Origin of the sequence: Cyanobacterium sp. HL-69 (assembly GCA_002813895.1) — a bacterium.
Lineage (GTDB): Bacteria > Cyanobacteriota > Cyanobacteriia > Cyanobacteriales > Cyanobacteriaceae > Cyanobacterium.
Map to the genome: position 1 here is coordinate 490,509 of CP024912.1, position 15,938 is coordinate 506,446.

Annotated in this window: 15 protein-coding genes and 1 tRNA gene; 9 read left to right on the plus strand and 7 right to left on the minus strand. The window is 39.1% G+C overall.

The genetic code is table 11. The features are described 5' to 3' along the window. Nucleotides 1-57: 57 nt before the first annotated feature. Nucleotides 58-3,522: a transcription-repair coupling factor gene (mfd, locus tag AA637_RS02280; RefSeq protein ID WP_446683718.1), complete on the minus strand. Its 3,465-nt coding sequence runs from the start codon at nucleotides 3,520-3,522 to the stop codon at nucleotides 58-60. A 220-nt stretch (nucleotides 3,523-3,742) separates the two neighbouring features. Further along, nucleotides 3,743-3,815, minus strand: a tRNA-Ala gene (locus tag AA637_RS02285). A gap of 149 nt (nucleotides 3,816-3,964) precedes the next feature. Between AA637_RS02285 and minD the strand changes: the two genes are divergently transcribed. Both minD and minE read left to right on the plus strand, forming a co-directional pair. Next, a complete protein-coding gene (gene minD / locus AA637_RS02290) occupies nucleotides 3,965-4,777 on the plus strand; it encodes a septum site-determining protein MinD (RefSeq protein ID WP_446683719.1) in 813 nt (270 codons plus the stop codon). 249 nt (nucleotides 4,778-5,026) lie between these two features. After that, nucleotides 5,027-5,305: a cell division topological specificity factor MinE gene (gene minE / locus AA637_RS02295; protein ID WP_446683720.1), complete on the plus strand. Its 279-nt coding sequence runs from the start codon at nucleotides 5,027-5,029 to the stop codon at nucleotides 5,303-5,305. 320 nt (nucleotides 5,306-5,625) lie between these two features. Here the strand turns inward: minE and proC are convergent, their stop codons facing one another. Further along, a complete protein-coding gene (gene proC / locus AA637_RS02300; protein WP_446683721.1) occupies nucleotides 5,626-6,435 on the minus strand; it encodes a pyrroline-5-carboxylate reductase in 810 nt (269 codons plus the stop codon). A 50-nt stretch (nucleotides 6,436-6,485) separates the two neighbouring features. Beyond that, nucleotides 6,486-7,211 (minus strand): cell division protein SepF, encoded by a 726-nt coding sequence (locus tag AA637_RS02305; RefSeq protein WP_446683722.1) that lies wholly within the window; start codon nucleotides 7,209-7,211, stop codon nucleotides 6,486-6,488. 172 nt (nucleotides 7,212-7,383) lie between these two features. Between AA637_RS02305 and AA637_RS02310 the strand changes: the two genes are divergently transcribed. Next, the gene (locus AA637_RS02310; RefSeq protein ID WP_446683723.1) at nucleotides 7,384-8,157 is read left to right on the plus strand and encodes a histidine kinase dimerization/phospho-acceptor domain-containing protein; all 774 of its coding nucleotides are present in this window, start codon (nucleotides 7,384-7,386) and stop codon (nucleotides 8,155-8,157) included. Here the strand turns inward: AA637_RS02310 and AA637_RS02315 are convergent. Beyond that, the gene (locus AA637_RS02315; protein ID WP_446683724.1) at nucleotides 8,111-8,587 is read right to left on the minus strand and encodes a GNAT family N-acetyltransferase; all 477 of its coding nucleotides are present in this window, start codon (nucleotides 8,585-8,587) and stop codon (nucleotides 8,111-8,113) included. The two genes, AA637_RS02310 and AA637_RS02315, sit on opposite strands and share 47 nt — an antisense overlap. 292 nt (nucleotides 8,588-8,879) lie before the next feature. Between AA637_RS02315 and AA637_RS02320 the strand changes: the two genes are divergently transcribed. The 3 genes from AA637_RS02320 (at nucleotide 8,880) to AA637_RS02330 (ending at nucleotide 11,652) form a co-directional block, all read left to right on the plus strand. Then, nucleotides 8,880-10,103 (plus strand): D-alanyl-D-alanine carboxypeptidase, encoded by a 1,224-nt coding sequence (locus AA637_RS02320; RefSeq protein ID WP_446683725.1) that lies wholly within the window; start codon nucleotides 8,880-8,882, stop codon nucleotides 10,101-10,103. A 150-nt stretch (nucleotides 10,104-10,253) separates the two neighbouring features. After that, nucleotides 10,254-10,601: a rubredoxin gene (locus tag AA637_RS02325; protein ID WP_069791534.1), complete on the plus strand. Its 348-nt coding sequence runs from the start codon at nucleotides 10,254-10,256 to the stop codon at nucleotides 10,599-10,601. Nucleotides 10,602-10,644: 43 nt separating this feature from the next. Then, nucleotides 10,645-11,652, plus strand: coding sequence for a photosynthesis system II assembly factor Ycf48 (locus AA637_RS02330; RefSeq protein ID WP_446684514.1), 1,008 nt, complete (start codon nucleotides 10,645-10,647; stop codon nucleotides 11,650-11,652). A 94-nt stretch (nucleotides 11,653-11,746) separates the two neighbouring features. Here the strand turns inward: AA637_RS02330 and trpB are convergent, their stop codons facing one another. Next, entirely contained in the window at nucleotides 11,747-12,991 is a 1,245-nt protein-coding gene (gene trpB / locus AA637_RS02335) for a tryptophan synthase subunit beta (RefSeq protein ID WP_446683726.1), read from the minus strand. A 200-nt stretch (nucleotides 12,992-13,191) separates the two neighbouring features. On the opposite strand from trpB, the gene AA637_RS02340 reads away from it, so the two are divergent. The 3 genes from AA637_RS02340 to AA637_RS02350 all read left to right on the plus strand — a co-directional run bounded on the left by AA637_RS02340 (nucleotide 13,192) and on the right by AA637_RS02350 (nucleotide 15,130). Continuing rightward, the gene (locus AA637_RS02340; RefSeq protein WP_446683727.1) at nucleotides 13,192-13,878 is read left to right on the plus strand and encodes an MBL fold metallo-hydrolase; all 687 of its coding nucleotides are present in this window, start codon (nucleotides 13,192-13,194) and stop codon (nucleotides 13,876-13,878) included. A gap of 33 nt (nucleotides 13,879-13,911) precedes the next feature. Beyond that, nucleotides 13,912-14,244: a rhodanese-like domain-containing protein gene (locus tag AA637_RS02345; RefSeq protein WP_446683728.1), complete on the plus strand. Its 333-nt coding sequence runs from the start codon at nucleotides 13,912-13,914 to the stop codon at nucleotides 14,242-14,244. A 103-nt stretch (nucleotides 14,245-14,347) separates the two neighbouring features. Continuing rightward, the gene (locus AA637_RS02350) at nucleotides 14,348-15,130 is read left to right on the plus strand and encodes a sulfite exporter TauE/SafE family protein (RefSeq protein ID WP_446683729.1); all 783 of its coding nucleotides are present in this window, start codon (nucleotides 14,348-14,350) and stop codon (nucleotides 15,128-15,130) included. A gap of 118 nt (nucleotides 15,131-15,248) precedes the next feature. Here AA637_RS02350 and AA637_RS02355 read toward each other — a convergent pair whose 3' ends face one another. Further along, the gene (locus AA637_RS02355; RefSeq protein WP_446683730.1) at nucleotides 15,249-15,881 is read right to left on the minus strand and encodes a hypothetical protein; all 633 of its coding nucleotides are present in this window, start codon (nucleotides 15,879-15,881) and stop codon (nucleotides 15,249-15,251) included. Between the last annotated feature and the right edge of the window lie 57 nt (nucleotides 15,882-15,938).

The window sequence follows — 15,938 nt, forward strand, 5'->3', positions numbered from 1 at the left end:
TGCTCAATATTTATTGTATTGTTAATATTCCCCATTGCCCATTCCCCGTTCCTTTACCTAACCACAAAGACAATTAAACCAATTAATCAAAGTCTCCAACTGCTGAGTCGGCTTCACCGCGCCCAATCCCCTAACAATCACCTTCTTCTTACCATAGACAAAACGACCGTGTAAATGGGGAGGCAACTTTTCTAATAATAGATTCCAACCAGGTTCTAACATAGGAGTTTCCAAGATAATATTTTGCTTCCCTTCAGGCTTAATGCGAGAAAAACCAATAGATTTTGCCTTATGTTTCAAATCCGCCACTTGTAACAACTGTCGGGCAGGTTCAGGAATTTCCCCATATCTATCCAACCAATCCCGCTCAATTTGCTTAATATCTCGATCGCAAGTAACCGTCGCCACTGCCCGATAAGCGTCCATTTTTTGCTCCACATCGGTAATATAACGATTAGGAATAAAAGCAGTAAGATTTAAATCTATTTGGGTATCCTCCACCGTGGGAATTTCCTGCCCTTGAATTTCGTCAATGGCTTCCTTCAACATCTCCGTGTACATCTCAAACCCAATAGCTTCCACCTGCCCTGATTGCTCTGCACCCAAAAGACTACCAACCCCCCTTATCTCCATATCACGCATAGCCAGATGATACCCCGAACCTAATTGGGAAAACTCCTGCAATGCCCGTAAACGCTTTCTAGCCTTGTCTGAGAGGTTAATATCGTCAGGATATAATAACCAAGCGTGGGCTTGAATTCCAGAACGTCCTACCCTCCCGCGCAACTGGTACAGTTGAGCCAAACCAAACTTTTGGGCATCCTCCACAATGATGGTATTTACCCTCGGAATATCTAACCCAGACTCGATAATGGTGGTACAAATCAACAAGTCTGCATCCCCATTATTAAAACCTAACATAGCCGATTCTAATTCCCCTTCGGGCATCTGTCCATGGGCAACATCAATACGCAAACTAGGGAACATTTTCTGTAACATTTCCACTACCTTATCCATGCCTTCGATGCGGGGTAGCACATAAAATATTTGTCCTCCCCTATCCAACTCATTACGGATGGCGGTGCGGATTATCCCTTCATTAAAGGCTCCGATGTGGGTTTTGATAGGGCGACGACTGGGAGGAGGGGTGGTAATAAGGCTCATTTCTCGCACCCCAGAAATGGACATATAAAGGGTACGGGGGATGGGGGTAGCACTGAGGGTAAGAACATCCACGGAGGTTTTCATGGCTTTGATTTTTTCTTTTTGATTTACCCCAAATCTTTGTTCTTCATCTATTACTAATAAGCCTAAATCTTTATATTTAATAGTCTTGCTTAAAAGTTGGTGAGTACCTACCACCACATCTAATTCTCCAGTGGCTAATTTTTGCATAATTTCTTTTCTTTCGGAGGCGGTGCGAAAGCGATTTAATAAGCCCACATTAATGGGATAAGGGGAGAATCTTTCTAGTAAGGTATGGTAATGTTGTTGGGATAAAATGGTGGTAGGAGCTAAAAAGGCAACTTGTTTATTACCTGCGGTAATGACTTTAAAAATGGTTCTAATGGCGACTTCTGTTTTACCGAAACCTACGTCTCCACATACTAAACGATCCATGGGGCGATCGCTCTCTAAATCTATTTTTACATCCTGAGTTGCTTTTAATTGATCTGGGGTTGGCTCATAGGGAAAAGAGTCTTCTAACTCCCTTTGCCATGGAGAATCTTCGGGATAAACAAACCCTGTTAATTTAGCACGGGTGGCATATAATTTTACTAAATCTACCGCTAATTTTTTAATAGCTCGACGGGCTTTATTTTTAAGATTATTCCATTCTTTTCCTGCTAACTTATGTAACTTAGGATGGTTACTATCACTAGAACGATAACGGCTTAATACCTCCGAATTTTCTGCTGGTACTCTCAAAATACCATCAAGATATTTTATTACTAAATATTCACGACTAGCTAAAGTTTCTAATTCAATAAATTGACCGATACCATGATGTTTATGAACCACAAAATCATTAGGTCTTAACTTGTCTAAATCAACCTGTTTGGAAGCGGCTCTTCTCCTTTTTCGGATGTAGCTCGGAGTAGCTAAATTATGTTGTCCAAAAAATTCTTTATCGGTGACAACTGCTATGCGAAAAGTAGGTAAAATAAAACCTTCTAATTCTGCTTGTCCTGAATACTTGAGAGCAACGGCAGTATTTTGCCGATGGGACTTTTCAATGGTGGGAAAATCGAGATGATTAGAGATGAATTGAGTAGGGCAATCATGGTCTTGTAAAAGAGCAACAGAGCGCATGGGTTGAGCAGAAATCAACCAAGTATTATACTTACTTAAATCGATGGTGTTATATACTTCTTTTTTACCCCTAATTATTTCCCCTAATTTGGCAAATTGATGGGGACTAATGGGCAGAGGACGAGATGATAAGTTGAGACTATTTTCTTGGTTTTCTTGGGCAATTTCTGTTAAATGAATTTGAGGATATTTTATCTGAGTTAAGGATTGCTCAAAGGCACGATGGAGGGGTGGTAAAAGATCCTTATTTTGCCCGATGGATTCATTTACTAACTGCCATTTTTCCTCCGCTTGTTCTGTCCAAATGTGACTATGGGCAAAACATTGGGCTGGTTCGTCCATGGCGACCATGGTATTGTCATTAAAGTAATCGAGGATACTTGCCACAGGGTCAAAGGCAAAGCCCAGAAAACGAGCAACTCCTTCGGGGTAAATATCATTTTCTAAATTATCTTGCTCTAGGGGGGTCAAGTATGGTTTAATTAACTCTATGGTGGGGATGTATTGCAAAATAATACTATCCCACGAACTAGGAGTTAAATTCAGACTCTCGATTTTGTCTAAGCTACGTTGAGAAACGGGATCAAATTCTTTGATTTGTTCTATTTCATCCCCAAAAAACTCTAATCGGATGGGTAATTCTGCGGATACGGGGAATATGTCAATTAAATCTCCTCTTTTCGCCCACTGTCCTTCGATTTCGACTAAATTAACCCTTTCATAACCCATATTTGCCAAGGTGAGGTCAATTTGTTTACTATCTAGGGTCATTCCTTGTACCAAGCTCAAACAGTATTTACTGAAAACATCGGCGGGGGGGAGATGGGGTTGTAAGGCTTGTTCGGTGGTGACGACGGCAATGGGTTCGTTGTTACTGATTAAACCGCTGAGGGTCTGCATCTGTCCCCAAATCATCTCGGATTCGGGGTTAAGGGCTTCGTAGGGACTGGCAGTGGTAGTGGGATAGAAAAAAACTTGTTTCCAGCCCATGGCTTCAATATTTGCCATCCAACGGGCGGATTCTTCGAGGGAGGCACAGATAATTAATAAATTTTTGTTCTGTTTTTGGGCAAGGGCGCTGGTGACTAAGCCTTTTACGAGTCTTGATGCCCCTTGGAGATGGAAGGGTTTATCGGGCTTAATTTTATTGGTTAATTCGTTGGTGAGGGGGGAATGTGCGATCGCCCTTATAACAGAAGAAAAGGTCATTTAATAACAATGGAGAATTGATAATTGATAGTTGATAATTAGTTTTTTAAATTATCGGTTATCTTAATATATTAACCTCAGTTCGGGATTTGTTAGCATGGTTAGGTTTTACGCTTGTTAGTTGAAGATTTAACTTCGCCCAATCAAAAAATTATTATCAATTATCCATTATCAATTAAAACCATTGATTAAGTTTTAACTACCAACTCTAATTATTATATGGAGCTAAGCGGATTCGAACCGCTGACTTTCACAATGCCATTGTGACACTCTACCAACTGAGTTATAGCCCCTTGCTTGTTTAAGCAATAACTATTATGTCATAAACTGATAGAAAAATCAACCCAAATTCCCTAAGACTCATAATTATTTGTTTATTGTCTGAGAATAGCTATAAACTATTGATTATTATTCATAACTGAGTATTAGTAATTTTATTTATATGAAATGTAGAGTTATTGTAATTACATCGGGTAAAGGAGGAGTAGGAAAAACTACTATTACCTCAAACTTAGGTACAGCTATCGCACAACTAGGAAAGAAAGTCTGTTTAATCGATGCAGATTTTGGTCTAAGAAACTTAGATCTACTGCTAGGATTAGAGCAACGGGTGGTATATACCATTATGGATGCCCTAGCGGGGGAATGTACCCTAGAAAAAGCCATTGTTAGAGATAAACGCACCCAAGGCTTACACTTACTCCCCGCGGCTCAAAATCGCACTAAAGATGCCATTACCCCCGAAGAGATGAAGCAGGTAATTGCTCAACTCAAACCTAGTTTTGATTATATCCTCGTGGATTGCCCCGCTGGTATTGAAATGGGGTTCAGAAATGCGATCGCAGCAGCCACCGAAGCCCTCATTGTCACCACTCCTGAAGTGGCAGCGGTAAGGGATGCTGATAGGGTAGTCGGTTTACTCGAAAGTGAGGGAATGTCTAGCATTCGTTTAATTATTAATCGTTTACGTCCTGAAATGGTAAAAATGGATGAAATGATTAGTGTAGAGGATATTATTGATTTATTGGTTGTACCTTTAATTGGTATTGTTCCCGATGATAAGAGAATTATTACATCTTCTAACCGTGGGGAACCTCTGGTTTTGAATAAAGAGCCTTCTTTACCCGGCATTGCCATAAAAAATATTGCGAAAAGACTCGAGGGCGCCGATATACCTTATTTGGATTTGATGGCATCTCAAGATAATCTTTTTACCAAAATCAAGCGTTTTTTTGGAATGTCTGATAAGGATTAATAACTATTTTAATTTAACTATGGTTTTTATAAATTACTTTTTAAAAATTCTGGTAAAGGCGAAATATATCAACCAAGAGAAACCACAAAATAGCACAATTGAAAACGATCACACAGTAAATCTTAATAAAGAATAACTAACTACTTTTGTTTTTATCTAGTGCCTAAAATATTTATTATGATCCTTTTTGAAGGAATTAAACAAAAGCAAATTGTTTTCTTTTTATATAACTATTAAAATAATGCAGATATGATCAAAGATATTTTTAATTCTATTACCTCTTGGGGTAGTAAAGAAAAAAGTGGTAGAAGTGCAAAAAATCGCCTTGAATTAGTCCTTGCCAACGATAGGGCAGGGGTTAATCCTGAGCTAATTGATAAAATGCGTATGGAAATTTTAGAAGTAGTTAGTCGCTATCTTGATATTGATATTGAAGAGATGGATTTTTCTATTCAAAGTAGCGATCGCACTACATCCTTAAAGGCCAATTTGCCTATCAAAAAAATAAAACGAAATCAAGAAAAATAAATAAAAATTAACCTTTGATTTAGGCATGACTACGATGGGAAATTACCCAACTAAAAATGGGTAATAAAACCACACTGGCAAGGGTAATAATTACCATGATATAAATTGTGTCCATGTATTCAGGAGTCATAAATAATCACCTCTTTTGGATTTGATGGTGTAAAAATAGTAAATATTTTTTTGTATATTTAGCTACATTTCCATCATAACAATAAGGCTTAATTAAACGTGGTGATTGTTACAAAAAGCAATGAACAAGATTGAGAATTAAATCTTTCAATTACAAGTCTTTTCCCTAACACCTAATTCCTAACGCCTAATCATCCATTCAACTCCTCCGAGCGCACCTTAGCCGCCTTGACAGCTTCTATGAGGGCATGGCGAAAACCGTTTTTTTCCAGTTGAGCAACCCCTGCAATGGTAGTGCCTCCCGGGCTAGTAACTTGGTCTTTCAACACAGCAGGATGGAGTTGTTTAGTTTTGATCAATTCTGCGGTACCTAACACCGTCTGTAATGCCAGTTGAGAAGCAATGGCACGGGGTAAGCCCACCGCTACACCACCATCGCTCAGAGCCTCTACCATCATGGCGACAAAAGCAGGTCCAGAGCCTGATAATCCAGTCACTGCGTCCATCTGATATTCTGGTACTTCTATCACTTCCCCAATGGCACCAAAAATGGATTGGGCTACGGTTAAATCTTCCTTACTTACTTTACCATTAGGGGCGATCGCAGTCATCCCTTTACCCACCAAAGCAGGAGTATTAGGCATCACTCGAATAACTCCAGAGCGAGAAAAAACTGACTCCAATTTATCTAAAGAAGTACCAGCCAAAATAGAAATTATCAAACGAGGAGAATTTGCAGAGTTTATCCCCTCCAATTCAGAAGCCACCAAAGAAAAAATCTGCGGTTTGATCGCTAATAATAAAACCTCGCAATGGTCAAAAAGTTCTTGGTTATTATTGGTAGTCACTACCCCATAGCTATCCTGCCAATATTTTCGGCGAGAGACTTGAGGTTCACTGACTTGTATTTGATTAGATTGATATATTTTTTGGTCTAAAAGGCAGGAGATGATAGCCTCTGCCATCACTCCCCCACCAATAACCCCTAATTTATAAGACACAGAATAAATAACTATTACATTTAATAAGTTAACAAAGGCTGAAAATTTGACTATTGAGCCAAAGAGGAAGATAAATCAGGTAAAGGGGTATTACTCCAGAGATTATCAGAGAAATTACTGGAAGTAAGATCATCAGAGATGCCATTATCAGGTTTTTTTCCCACACTAGAGGCGCCTTTTGAATTGGTAACATGGACGTTTCTGGGGGTAAAGAGGAAAATAGACTCTCCCACTCTTTCACAGTTACCATCGAGGGCTGCGGTGCCTCCTGTCACGAAATCTACAGCCCTTTGAGCTTCATAGGATTCCATTAAGTTTAAGTTCAGTACAACAGTTCTTTGTTGTTTTAATAACTTTATCACTTCTGATGCTTGTTCAAAGGTATGAGGTTCAAAGATTTCGATTTCATTCATGGTGGTGTTAACTCCGGGTAATCCAATTACATTGCTAGGGAAACGACTAGACATTCTACTATTTTGCTCCATATCCATATCATGATTACTATCTGTATCCATGGAGGATGTATGACGGCGACGACGACTCAAAGAAGGGGAGGGGCTGATGGTTGTACTTTCCCGACGGGGTTTAATCCTTTGTTGTAGTAATACCTCAGAATTTTCCTGCTCCTCTTCTTCTATTTCTTCGGACATCATCTCTTCCATTTCCTCTTCATAAGGATTGTAATTATTTTCCTCGTCAAAGGAATCATAATCTCGATTAGGTCCGTTGACAATATTTTTTAGTTTTTCTAAACTGCCAAAAATTTTTTCTCTCACTGCTTTAACTTTGGTTACAACATTTGTATGATAATACCCATTTTTGTTTAACAACAAAAACTTACTTAAGATTAAATCATAAAATGGAATTGGTTACTTTTTTTATGATTAACTTACTATAAAAGTAAGACTTTTTTTGCATAGTAGAAAACTTTTTTAAACTAATTCAGTTATGAATGGAAATACATCGTTAGCTCAAGAGCTAAAAGAAGCTAAAATTGCTTATCATAATGCTTCATTATATGCTCGTTTTCAGGCTGGTTTTTTAGGTAGGGTATCCCACGAAATTCGATCGCCTTTAGGGAGTTTGATGAGTATTCATCAGTTAATCTTGAACGATTTGTGTGAAAGTGAGGAGGAGGAAAGACAATTTATCGCCGAAGCCTATGAATATAGTAAGAAGTTGATGAATATGTTAGATGAATTGATTGAGATTTCTAAGCTAGAGACAGCCAAAGTTGAACTAGAGTTAACTCCCCTCAAATGTGTTGACTTTTTTAATTTTGTAGCAAAAAAGATGAGGATGCAGGGGGCAAATCGTAATATGGTTTTGGATGTAGCCATGGTAGATGAAAGTTTAACTATTTTAGCTGATCGTGAAAAGTTAGCCCAAGCATTTTTTTATTGGTTAGAAGTGGCGATCGACCTTACTCAGTTAGGTACTATTACTATGGGGGCAGATTGTGAAGCCCCTGCTAATTATTCAAGGATGACTATTAATTTTCCTTTTTGTAACCAGGAGTTTAATGAGTCTAGCCGATTTGAGGATTTACCTTTTCATGAGCAAGGGGGTATGGAGTCTCCTCCGATGTTGTCCAGTGGTGCGAAAATTACCCTCGCCCAAAGTTTAATTAGTTTAATGGGAGGGCAATGTAGGATTAGTGAGGTGACAGAAAAAACTACCTGTTTAGAGATATTTCTTCCCAATTGTGAGACTGTTGCATGAGGTCTTCTGGATTAGGATAGGTATTATATAAAACCATGGTGGTGGTTTCGTTTTCCACAAAGCCTATTCTTTGATAAAAGTTTTGTTGATGGGTGGTGGTGAGATATATTCTTTCTACTCTGTTGAGGAGGGGATGACTGATTAAGGTTTCTACTAATTTGCGTCCTAGTCCTAGTCCTTGATATTCTGAGTCAATCACTACATCCCAAATGGTGGCCCGGTAGATGCCGTCGGAGGTTGCCCTTGCACTGCCGATAAGTCGTTTATTATCCCATACTGATATTACTGGATTACTATGGGCGATCGCAATGGAAACATCTTCAAGATTACGATTTTGTGTCCAAAAAGCATTTTTTCGATACAGTATCAACAATTGATTTAGGTCAATTTTTTCTTTATCGGTACAAAATTTGATGTGACTACAATCCATCTTGATTTCCTCTCTAACCATGGAGATTTGAAAAAAATAAACGAAAAGGTAATGAGTTAATGCTTTAAGTTAAAATGTTATGTTCCTTATCATCAATTTGAATCTGGCTGATAGGGATAGAAAGAAACAGTTTAAATTAATTTGATTAACCTAGGTGACAATAATCGTAGCAAATATTTTTGAGTCTGTAACACCAGAAAAATGGAGATGTCTTTGAATGATGACAAAAAAACTCGTTGACAATCAACCATGGACAAGCCACAATAAAGTTTTATTTTTTACTGATTAAACTGTGTTCTTTGGTATCTTAACAATTCTTTCTGGCTGGTTTAATTTTTCTTCTACCCCCCATCAGGTGCCTTTAATTCCTTGGCATGAGGCTTCTATTTTTCAATTACCCACCGAAGGAGATGAGCAAGTAGATATAATTTTTGAGCGGTATTTACAAGGGTTAGAAAGCCGTAATATTCCTCTCAATCAACAGGGTATCTGGATTCAAACCCATTGGGCAACTTTGGCGGATAATCGGGGTAAAATTCTGGCTCCTGCGGCTTCTATTACTAAGGTGGCGACTACTTTAGGGGCTTTGGATAAGTGGTCGATCAATCATCGTTTTTTGACCAACATTTACACAACAGGAAGCGTTAATGGGGGTGTTTTGGAGGGAGATTTAATTATTGAGGCGGGAGGTGACGCTTTTTTTGTGTGGGAAGATGCGATCGCCCTTGCTAACAAAATTCAAGAATTGGGCATCGAAACTGTTACGGGGAATCTCATCATAGTGGGTAATTGGCAGATGAATTTTAAAGAAAATAACCGCAGCTCTGGGGATGACTTGCGACGGGCTTTTAACAGTGCAAATTGGAATTATGCCGTAGAAACCCAGTATCAAAAGATGGAAAATGCACCTCCACGCCCCCAGTTAGCTATCCAAGGACAAAATATTTTTCGGGATGGTGTACCCCCCCAAGCCAATGCTTTATATACCCATGAATCGAAACCCTTACCAGAAATTCTCAGGGCGATGAATCTTTTTAGTAATAATTTTATTGCCGATAACCTTGCCCAACAGATGGGCGGAGGAATAGAATTAAGTGCGATCGCATCTAGGCTAAGTAACGTTCCCCCCGAAGAAATCCAATTAATAAACGGCTCAGGATTAGGGGAAAGTAATCGTATGTCACCCCGGGCAGCCTGTCGAATCCTCATTGCCATCGAACAAAAAATAAAACCAGATAACCTCACCATCGCCGACTTATTTCCCGTGTCAGGCATCGATGAAGGAACTATCAAAGATCGTAACATTCCCTCTGGGATACCCGTTAAAACAGGCTCCCTAGCCGTTGTAAGTGCCTTATCAGGGGCGATCGACACCCAAGAACGAGAAACCGTCTATTTTGCCATCATGAACTACGCTAACGGCTTAGACGACCTCAGAAATCGCCAAGATCAACTATTAACAGACCTAAGCCACCATTGGCAAATCAAACCCATATTACCCACCTCGACTAGATAAATTATGAGTTATTCACTCCAAAAATTAAAAAAAACTAACACTAAATTAATTAAAACTTGATTATCTATCATCAATTATTCATTATCAATTATCTCTCCCCTTTTTATGTAATAATTCTTAAAGAACTTTTAAGATTTCTGATATAAAGCCATGAGTGAAGCCGCCAACGAAAAAACTCTTGCCGAACAAGCCCCTCCGAGTTATGAATGTCGTTCCTGTGGATATAGGTATGTTCCCTCCAAAGGAGATGCTAAAAGTGAAACCCCAGCAGGTACATTATTTACCGACTTACCCAAAACGTGGAGATGCCCCATATGTGGCGCTCGTAAAACAGCCTTTGTCAACATCGGAGCCACCGATGCTCCCTCGGGATTTGCAGAAAACTTAGACTATGGCTTTGGTGTCAATAACTTAACCCCAGGACAAAAAAACCTCCTAATTTTCGGATCATTATTTGTCGGATTTCTATTGTTTTTGAGCCTTTACACATTGGGTTAGATCAAATTTAAAATATATTATGGAATTAAAAATGAACTTATTATTGAATAAGCTAAAACAATTTATTGTAGTTATAACAGTCGGACTATTCTGTGTCAGTTGTGCTGTGGCATCCAACCTCAGTAGTAACCCATGGGATGTAATTACCCTTGATACCGACGCAACCTTTGCTGATGTCGCTTTTACTGATGACTCCAATCATGGTTGGTTAGTAGGTACAAAAGCGAGTCTCTTTGAAACCGTTGATGGTGGAGACACTTGGCAAGAAAAAATTATCGAACTAGGAGACGAAAAAATAACCTTTAATGGTGTTAGTTTCTACGGTGAAGAAGGTTGGATTTCAGGAGAACCCTTTATTCTTTTACATACCGTTGATGGTGGTAAAAACTGGGAAAGAATCCCCCTTAGTGATCAACTTCCAGGAGTACCCTATGGCGTAACCGCCCTTGCTCCCAATACCGCCGAAATGATTACTAACTTGGGTGCTATCTATAAAACTAGCGATGGTGGTAAAAACTGGAAAGCCTTGGTAGAAGGTGCTGTGGGTGTTGCCCGTAACGTCAGTCGCTCTCCTAGTGGAAAATATGTAGCAGTAAGTGCTAGGGGAAACTTTTACTCTACTTGGATACCCGGAGACACCGAATGGACCCCCCATTTACGCAACTCCTCCCGTCGTTTACAAAACATGGGTTTCTTTGATGATGAGAGACTCTGGTTAATTGCTAGGGGCGGAAGAATTCAACTAACTAGCTCGGCAGATTTTGAAGATTGGGAAGACGTTATCACCCCTGAATACTCTACCAGTTGGGGATTCCTTGATTTAGCTACCCGTGAAAATGAAATTTGGGTGGCAGGAGGTAGCGGAAATCTTCTCGTTACCAATGACAGTGGCGAAACTTGGTTTAAAGATAGAGAAGTGGAAGATGTACCTTCTAATTTATATCGTGTTGTTTTCCCCAATGCAGACCAAGGTTTTGTTTTAGGACAACAAGGGATTTTATTAAAGTACAATCCTGACAAAGCCCCCATGGATTTTGGCGAAGAAGCGTAATCAAATAGTTTTAAGTAAATAGCAAGATTAAAAAAGGTGGGCATTGCCCACCTTACTTTTTTGTTTATTTATTATTCTCTATTACCCAATACCTCTATAAATCAATCCCTTTAATGTGTCTCGCCACCGTTTGAACGTCCTTGTCACCACGTCCAGAAGAATTAATCACGATTTTTGGATTACCTTCTAGGGTAGGACATAACTTGTCAAGGTAAGCAAAAGCGTGGGCGGTTTCAAGGGCTGGAATAATGCCCTCTAATTTACAGAGTTGTTGAAAAGCATCGAGCGCCTCCTGGTCGGTAACACTGTAATATTCTGCTCTACCTTCATCTTTGAGGTAACTATGTTCAGGCCCTACTCCAGGATAGTCTAACCCCGCACTGATGGAATGGGCTTCGGTAACTTGTCCATCTTGATCTTGTAATAGATAGCTCATAGCACCGTGCAACACTCCAGGTTGCCCTGCTGTAAGGGTGGCGGCGTGTTTTCCAGAGTCCACCCCACTTCCTGCCGCTTCAATACCAATAAGACGCACAGAACTATCTTTAACAAATTCATAAAATAAGCCCATGGCATTGGAACCTCCCCCCACACAGGCGAGGAGAATGTCAGGTAAACCTCCCCATTTTTCTAAACACTGCTCACGGGTTTCTACACCAATTACTGCATGAAAATCCCTTACCATCATGGGATAGGGATGGGGTCCTGCCACGGAACCAAGGATATAATGGGTGTTCTCTACGTTAGTTACCCAGTCTCTAATGGCTTCTGATGTGGCATCCTTGAGGGTTCCTGTACCAGCGGAAACGGGCTGCACGGTGGCCCCTAAAAGGCGCATTCTGAACACGTTTAATTTTTGGCGTTCCATGTCTTCTACGCCCATATAAATCACACATTCCAAACCAAAACGAGCGCACACAGTGGCGGTAGCAACTCCATGTTGTCCAGCCCCTGTTTCGGCGATAATTCTTTCTTTGCCCATGCGTTTGGCTAGTAATACTTGCCCAAGGGCGTTATTAATTTTGTGGGCGCCTGTATGGTTGAGGTCTTCTCTTTTGAGGTAAATTTGAGGCCCTGTGCCATCAGGTTTGGCATAGTGTTGGGTCAGTCTTTCGGCAAAATAGAGGGGACTTGACCTACCAACGTAGTCTTTTAGTAGTTGGTTTAATTCTTGGTTAAAGTCGGGATCGTTTTTGTATTGGTTATAGGCGGTTTCTAGTTCGCTGAGGGCGGGCATGAGAGTCTCGGGAACGTATTTTCCGCCGTATTTGCCAAAGCGTCCGAAGTTGTCTGGTACTCGAATAGAATTATTGCTAGGTCTTATGGGTGTGGTGGTCACAGTGTTTCTTTTTTATAATATTTTTCTTTCTATCATTATCTTACATCTTGGCTTAGGGGCAATGAATAATTGGTAATGGATCATTAATTTTTTATCTGTATTTTAGCTTTATGACATTTTTTGCTAAAAAACTGTTAAGCATATAACGAAATAGTAAAATAGTTATATAATAAAGTGAGTAGTAAATATAAAATATAAGAATGTTATTTCGCCAATTATTTGATCAAGATACATGGACTTATACCTACCTAATTGCTGACCTGGAGACGAAGGAAGCGGTATTGGTTGATCCTGTCATTGAACAGGTAGAAAGGGATTTGAAGTTGATAGAGGAGTTGGGTTTGACTCTCAAATACTGCATAGAAACCCATGTTCATGCGGATCATATTACGGGTACAGGGAAAATGCGAGAATTGACTGGGTGTAAGGGTTTAGTGCCTGAAAAAGCCGAGGTAAATTGTGCCGATCGCCACTTAGTTGACAATGAGGTCGTTAAGGTAGGAAATATAGAAATAAAGGCGATCGCCTCTCCTGGCCATACAGACTGCCATTTTGCTTATCTCGTAAATAACAGTCACCTACTCACAGGGGATGCCCTATTTATCAGAGGTTGCGGACGCACCGACTTCCAAAGCGGTGATTCTGGAATGCTCTACGATACCATCACCAAACGTTTCTTTGCCCTTGCTGATGATGTTTTGGTGTATCCTGCCCACGACTATCGAGGACATATGGTATCCACCATCGCCGAAGAAAAAGCCCACAATCCCCGTATTAGCGGCAAAAAAAGAGACGAGTTTATCGAGCTAATGGATAACCTTGATTTACCCAATCCTCAAAGAATCATGGAAGCAGTACCAGCCAATCAAATGTGTGGCAAAGTTTAGAACAATTTTTGTTAACCCTACCCGAAAAAAATTATGATCATTGCTAATATTATTCAAGCCCAGTATCAACTCATCACCCCCCAAGAGTTAGAACAAAGAATGAAAAATAAATCTGTAGTTTTAATTGATGTACGGGAAAAAGATGAATATGACCAAGGACACATTCCGGGAGCCTTACTAAAACCCCTCTCTGAATTTTCTGCCAAGGAGTTGGCATCCTATCCTAATATCGTTCTCTATTGCCGTTCTGGGAAGCGTTCTCACACTGCCGCAGAAAAATTGATCGAAGCAGGACTCACTACCATAACCGAGCTACAAGGGGGCATATCTGCATGGCAACAAGCTCATTTCCCCGTGGTGGCTTAAGGACATTTATCAGTTTGATCAAACACCATCAAACCCCTTTCAATATTAGATCAGAGAATATCTTTATTATCAATTATCCATTCTCAACTATCAATTATTTTAAATGCGCTTAACCTTTGGACTAATACTTGCCATCATCATCGGACTTAGTTTAGGCTTAATCGGTGGTGGTGGTTCAATTTTGGCAGTGCCGATTCTTCGTTATGTCATGGGGGTTGAGCCTCGCAGTGCGATCGCCATGAGCCTTTTTATCGTCGGTGTTGTTAGCCTCATTGGCATCATTCCCCATTGGCGACAAGGTAACGTTAATTTACCCGTAGCCATTAGTTTTATTCCCCCTGCTATGGTAGGTGCTTTTATTGGTGCAAAAATTACCCAATTACCTTTTATTACCGACACTATTCAACTGGTTGCTTTTGGCATAGTCATGTTGTTAGCTAGTCTTTTCATGATAAAAAAAAGTAGTGGTAAACCATCAGAAACCGAAGTAACCTCCGTAAAGGTACAACCCGTTGGAAACGATAAAACTAAAAAGATTCTTTTAACCATTGTGGAAGGGTTAGTGGTCGGTATCCTAACAGGTTTTGTGGGGGTTGGGGGTGGATTTTTGATTATTCCAGCCCTTGTGTTAATTGGTGGTATCCCCATGAAAGAAGCTGTCGGCACCTCATTATTAATTATTGCCACTAAATCCGCTAGTGCTTTTGTGGGTTATTTAACTTTAGTAGATATTGATTGGTTTTTAACCATTGGTTTTACTTTAGCTGCTAGTATTGGTATTGTTTTTGGTTCTTCTGTAAGTAAAAAAATTGATGCTAAATATTTACAAAAAGGTTTTGGTTATTTTGTTTTAGTGGTAGCCATATTTGTTTTAATTGCTAGATAAGTAAGTAGGCATAATTAAATCGATTTAGGCAAGGGGTTTAAACCCATTGTTCATAAGAGTCTTAATAAAATAAGAGCTATAATTAATTTCGCCAACCTACTTAACCTTAATTTGTATATTAAATTCCTGCAATAATACTATTTCTTTTATCTAAATAAATAAGACGAATATCAAGGGGAATCAACTTTAAAAGTTGTTTGTGAGCAGAACTATATAAATCTCCAATATCCTCTGATAAAATACTTTTTCCTTCAGCCTTTAAATAATTAATAATTTGCTCTTCTTGCCATCCAAACTTATCTTTAGTTATGATAATTAGTCGTTCTTTTGGAGATAATAAATTAATAGATTGTTCTAAGTAAAAATGTAAGGGAAAATACCTTAATTCAAGGGACGTTTTATTAACATTTAATTCTTCTAAATCTTCTTTTGGTAAACAATCAATGGCATATTCAATAATTATATTTTCATAATAAATATTATCTCTTTTATCATCTTGATTAAGATCTAAACTAAAGAAAAAATAACTAATTTCTCTCCATAATTGAAAAGAAATGGAAGATAAATGTTCTGGTTCATAAAATCCTGAAATGACATCATCTATTTTGTTATGATAGCGGCAAAAGAGAGAAACTAAATATTTTCCCTTGTCTAAATGGTTTTGTAACAAATCTAGTAGGGTAACATCGTCTATTTGTAGTAAAGGATATATTAAAGGGTGGTTTGCTTCGGGAAAATCAGTCGGATTCATATATGAAATTCAATGACAAAATAAATGATAGCTAAATTCGGCGGTGGTTGATGATAA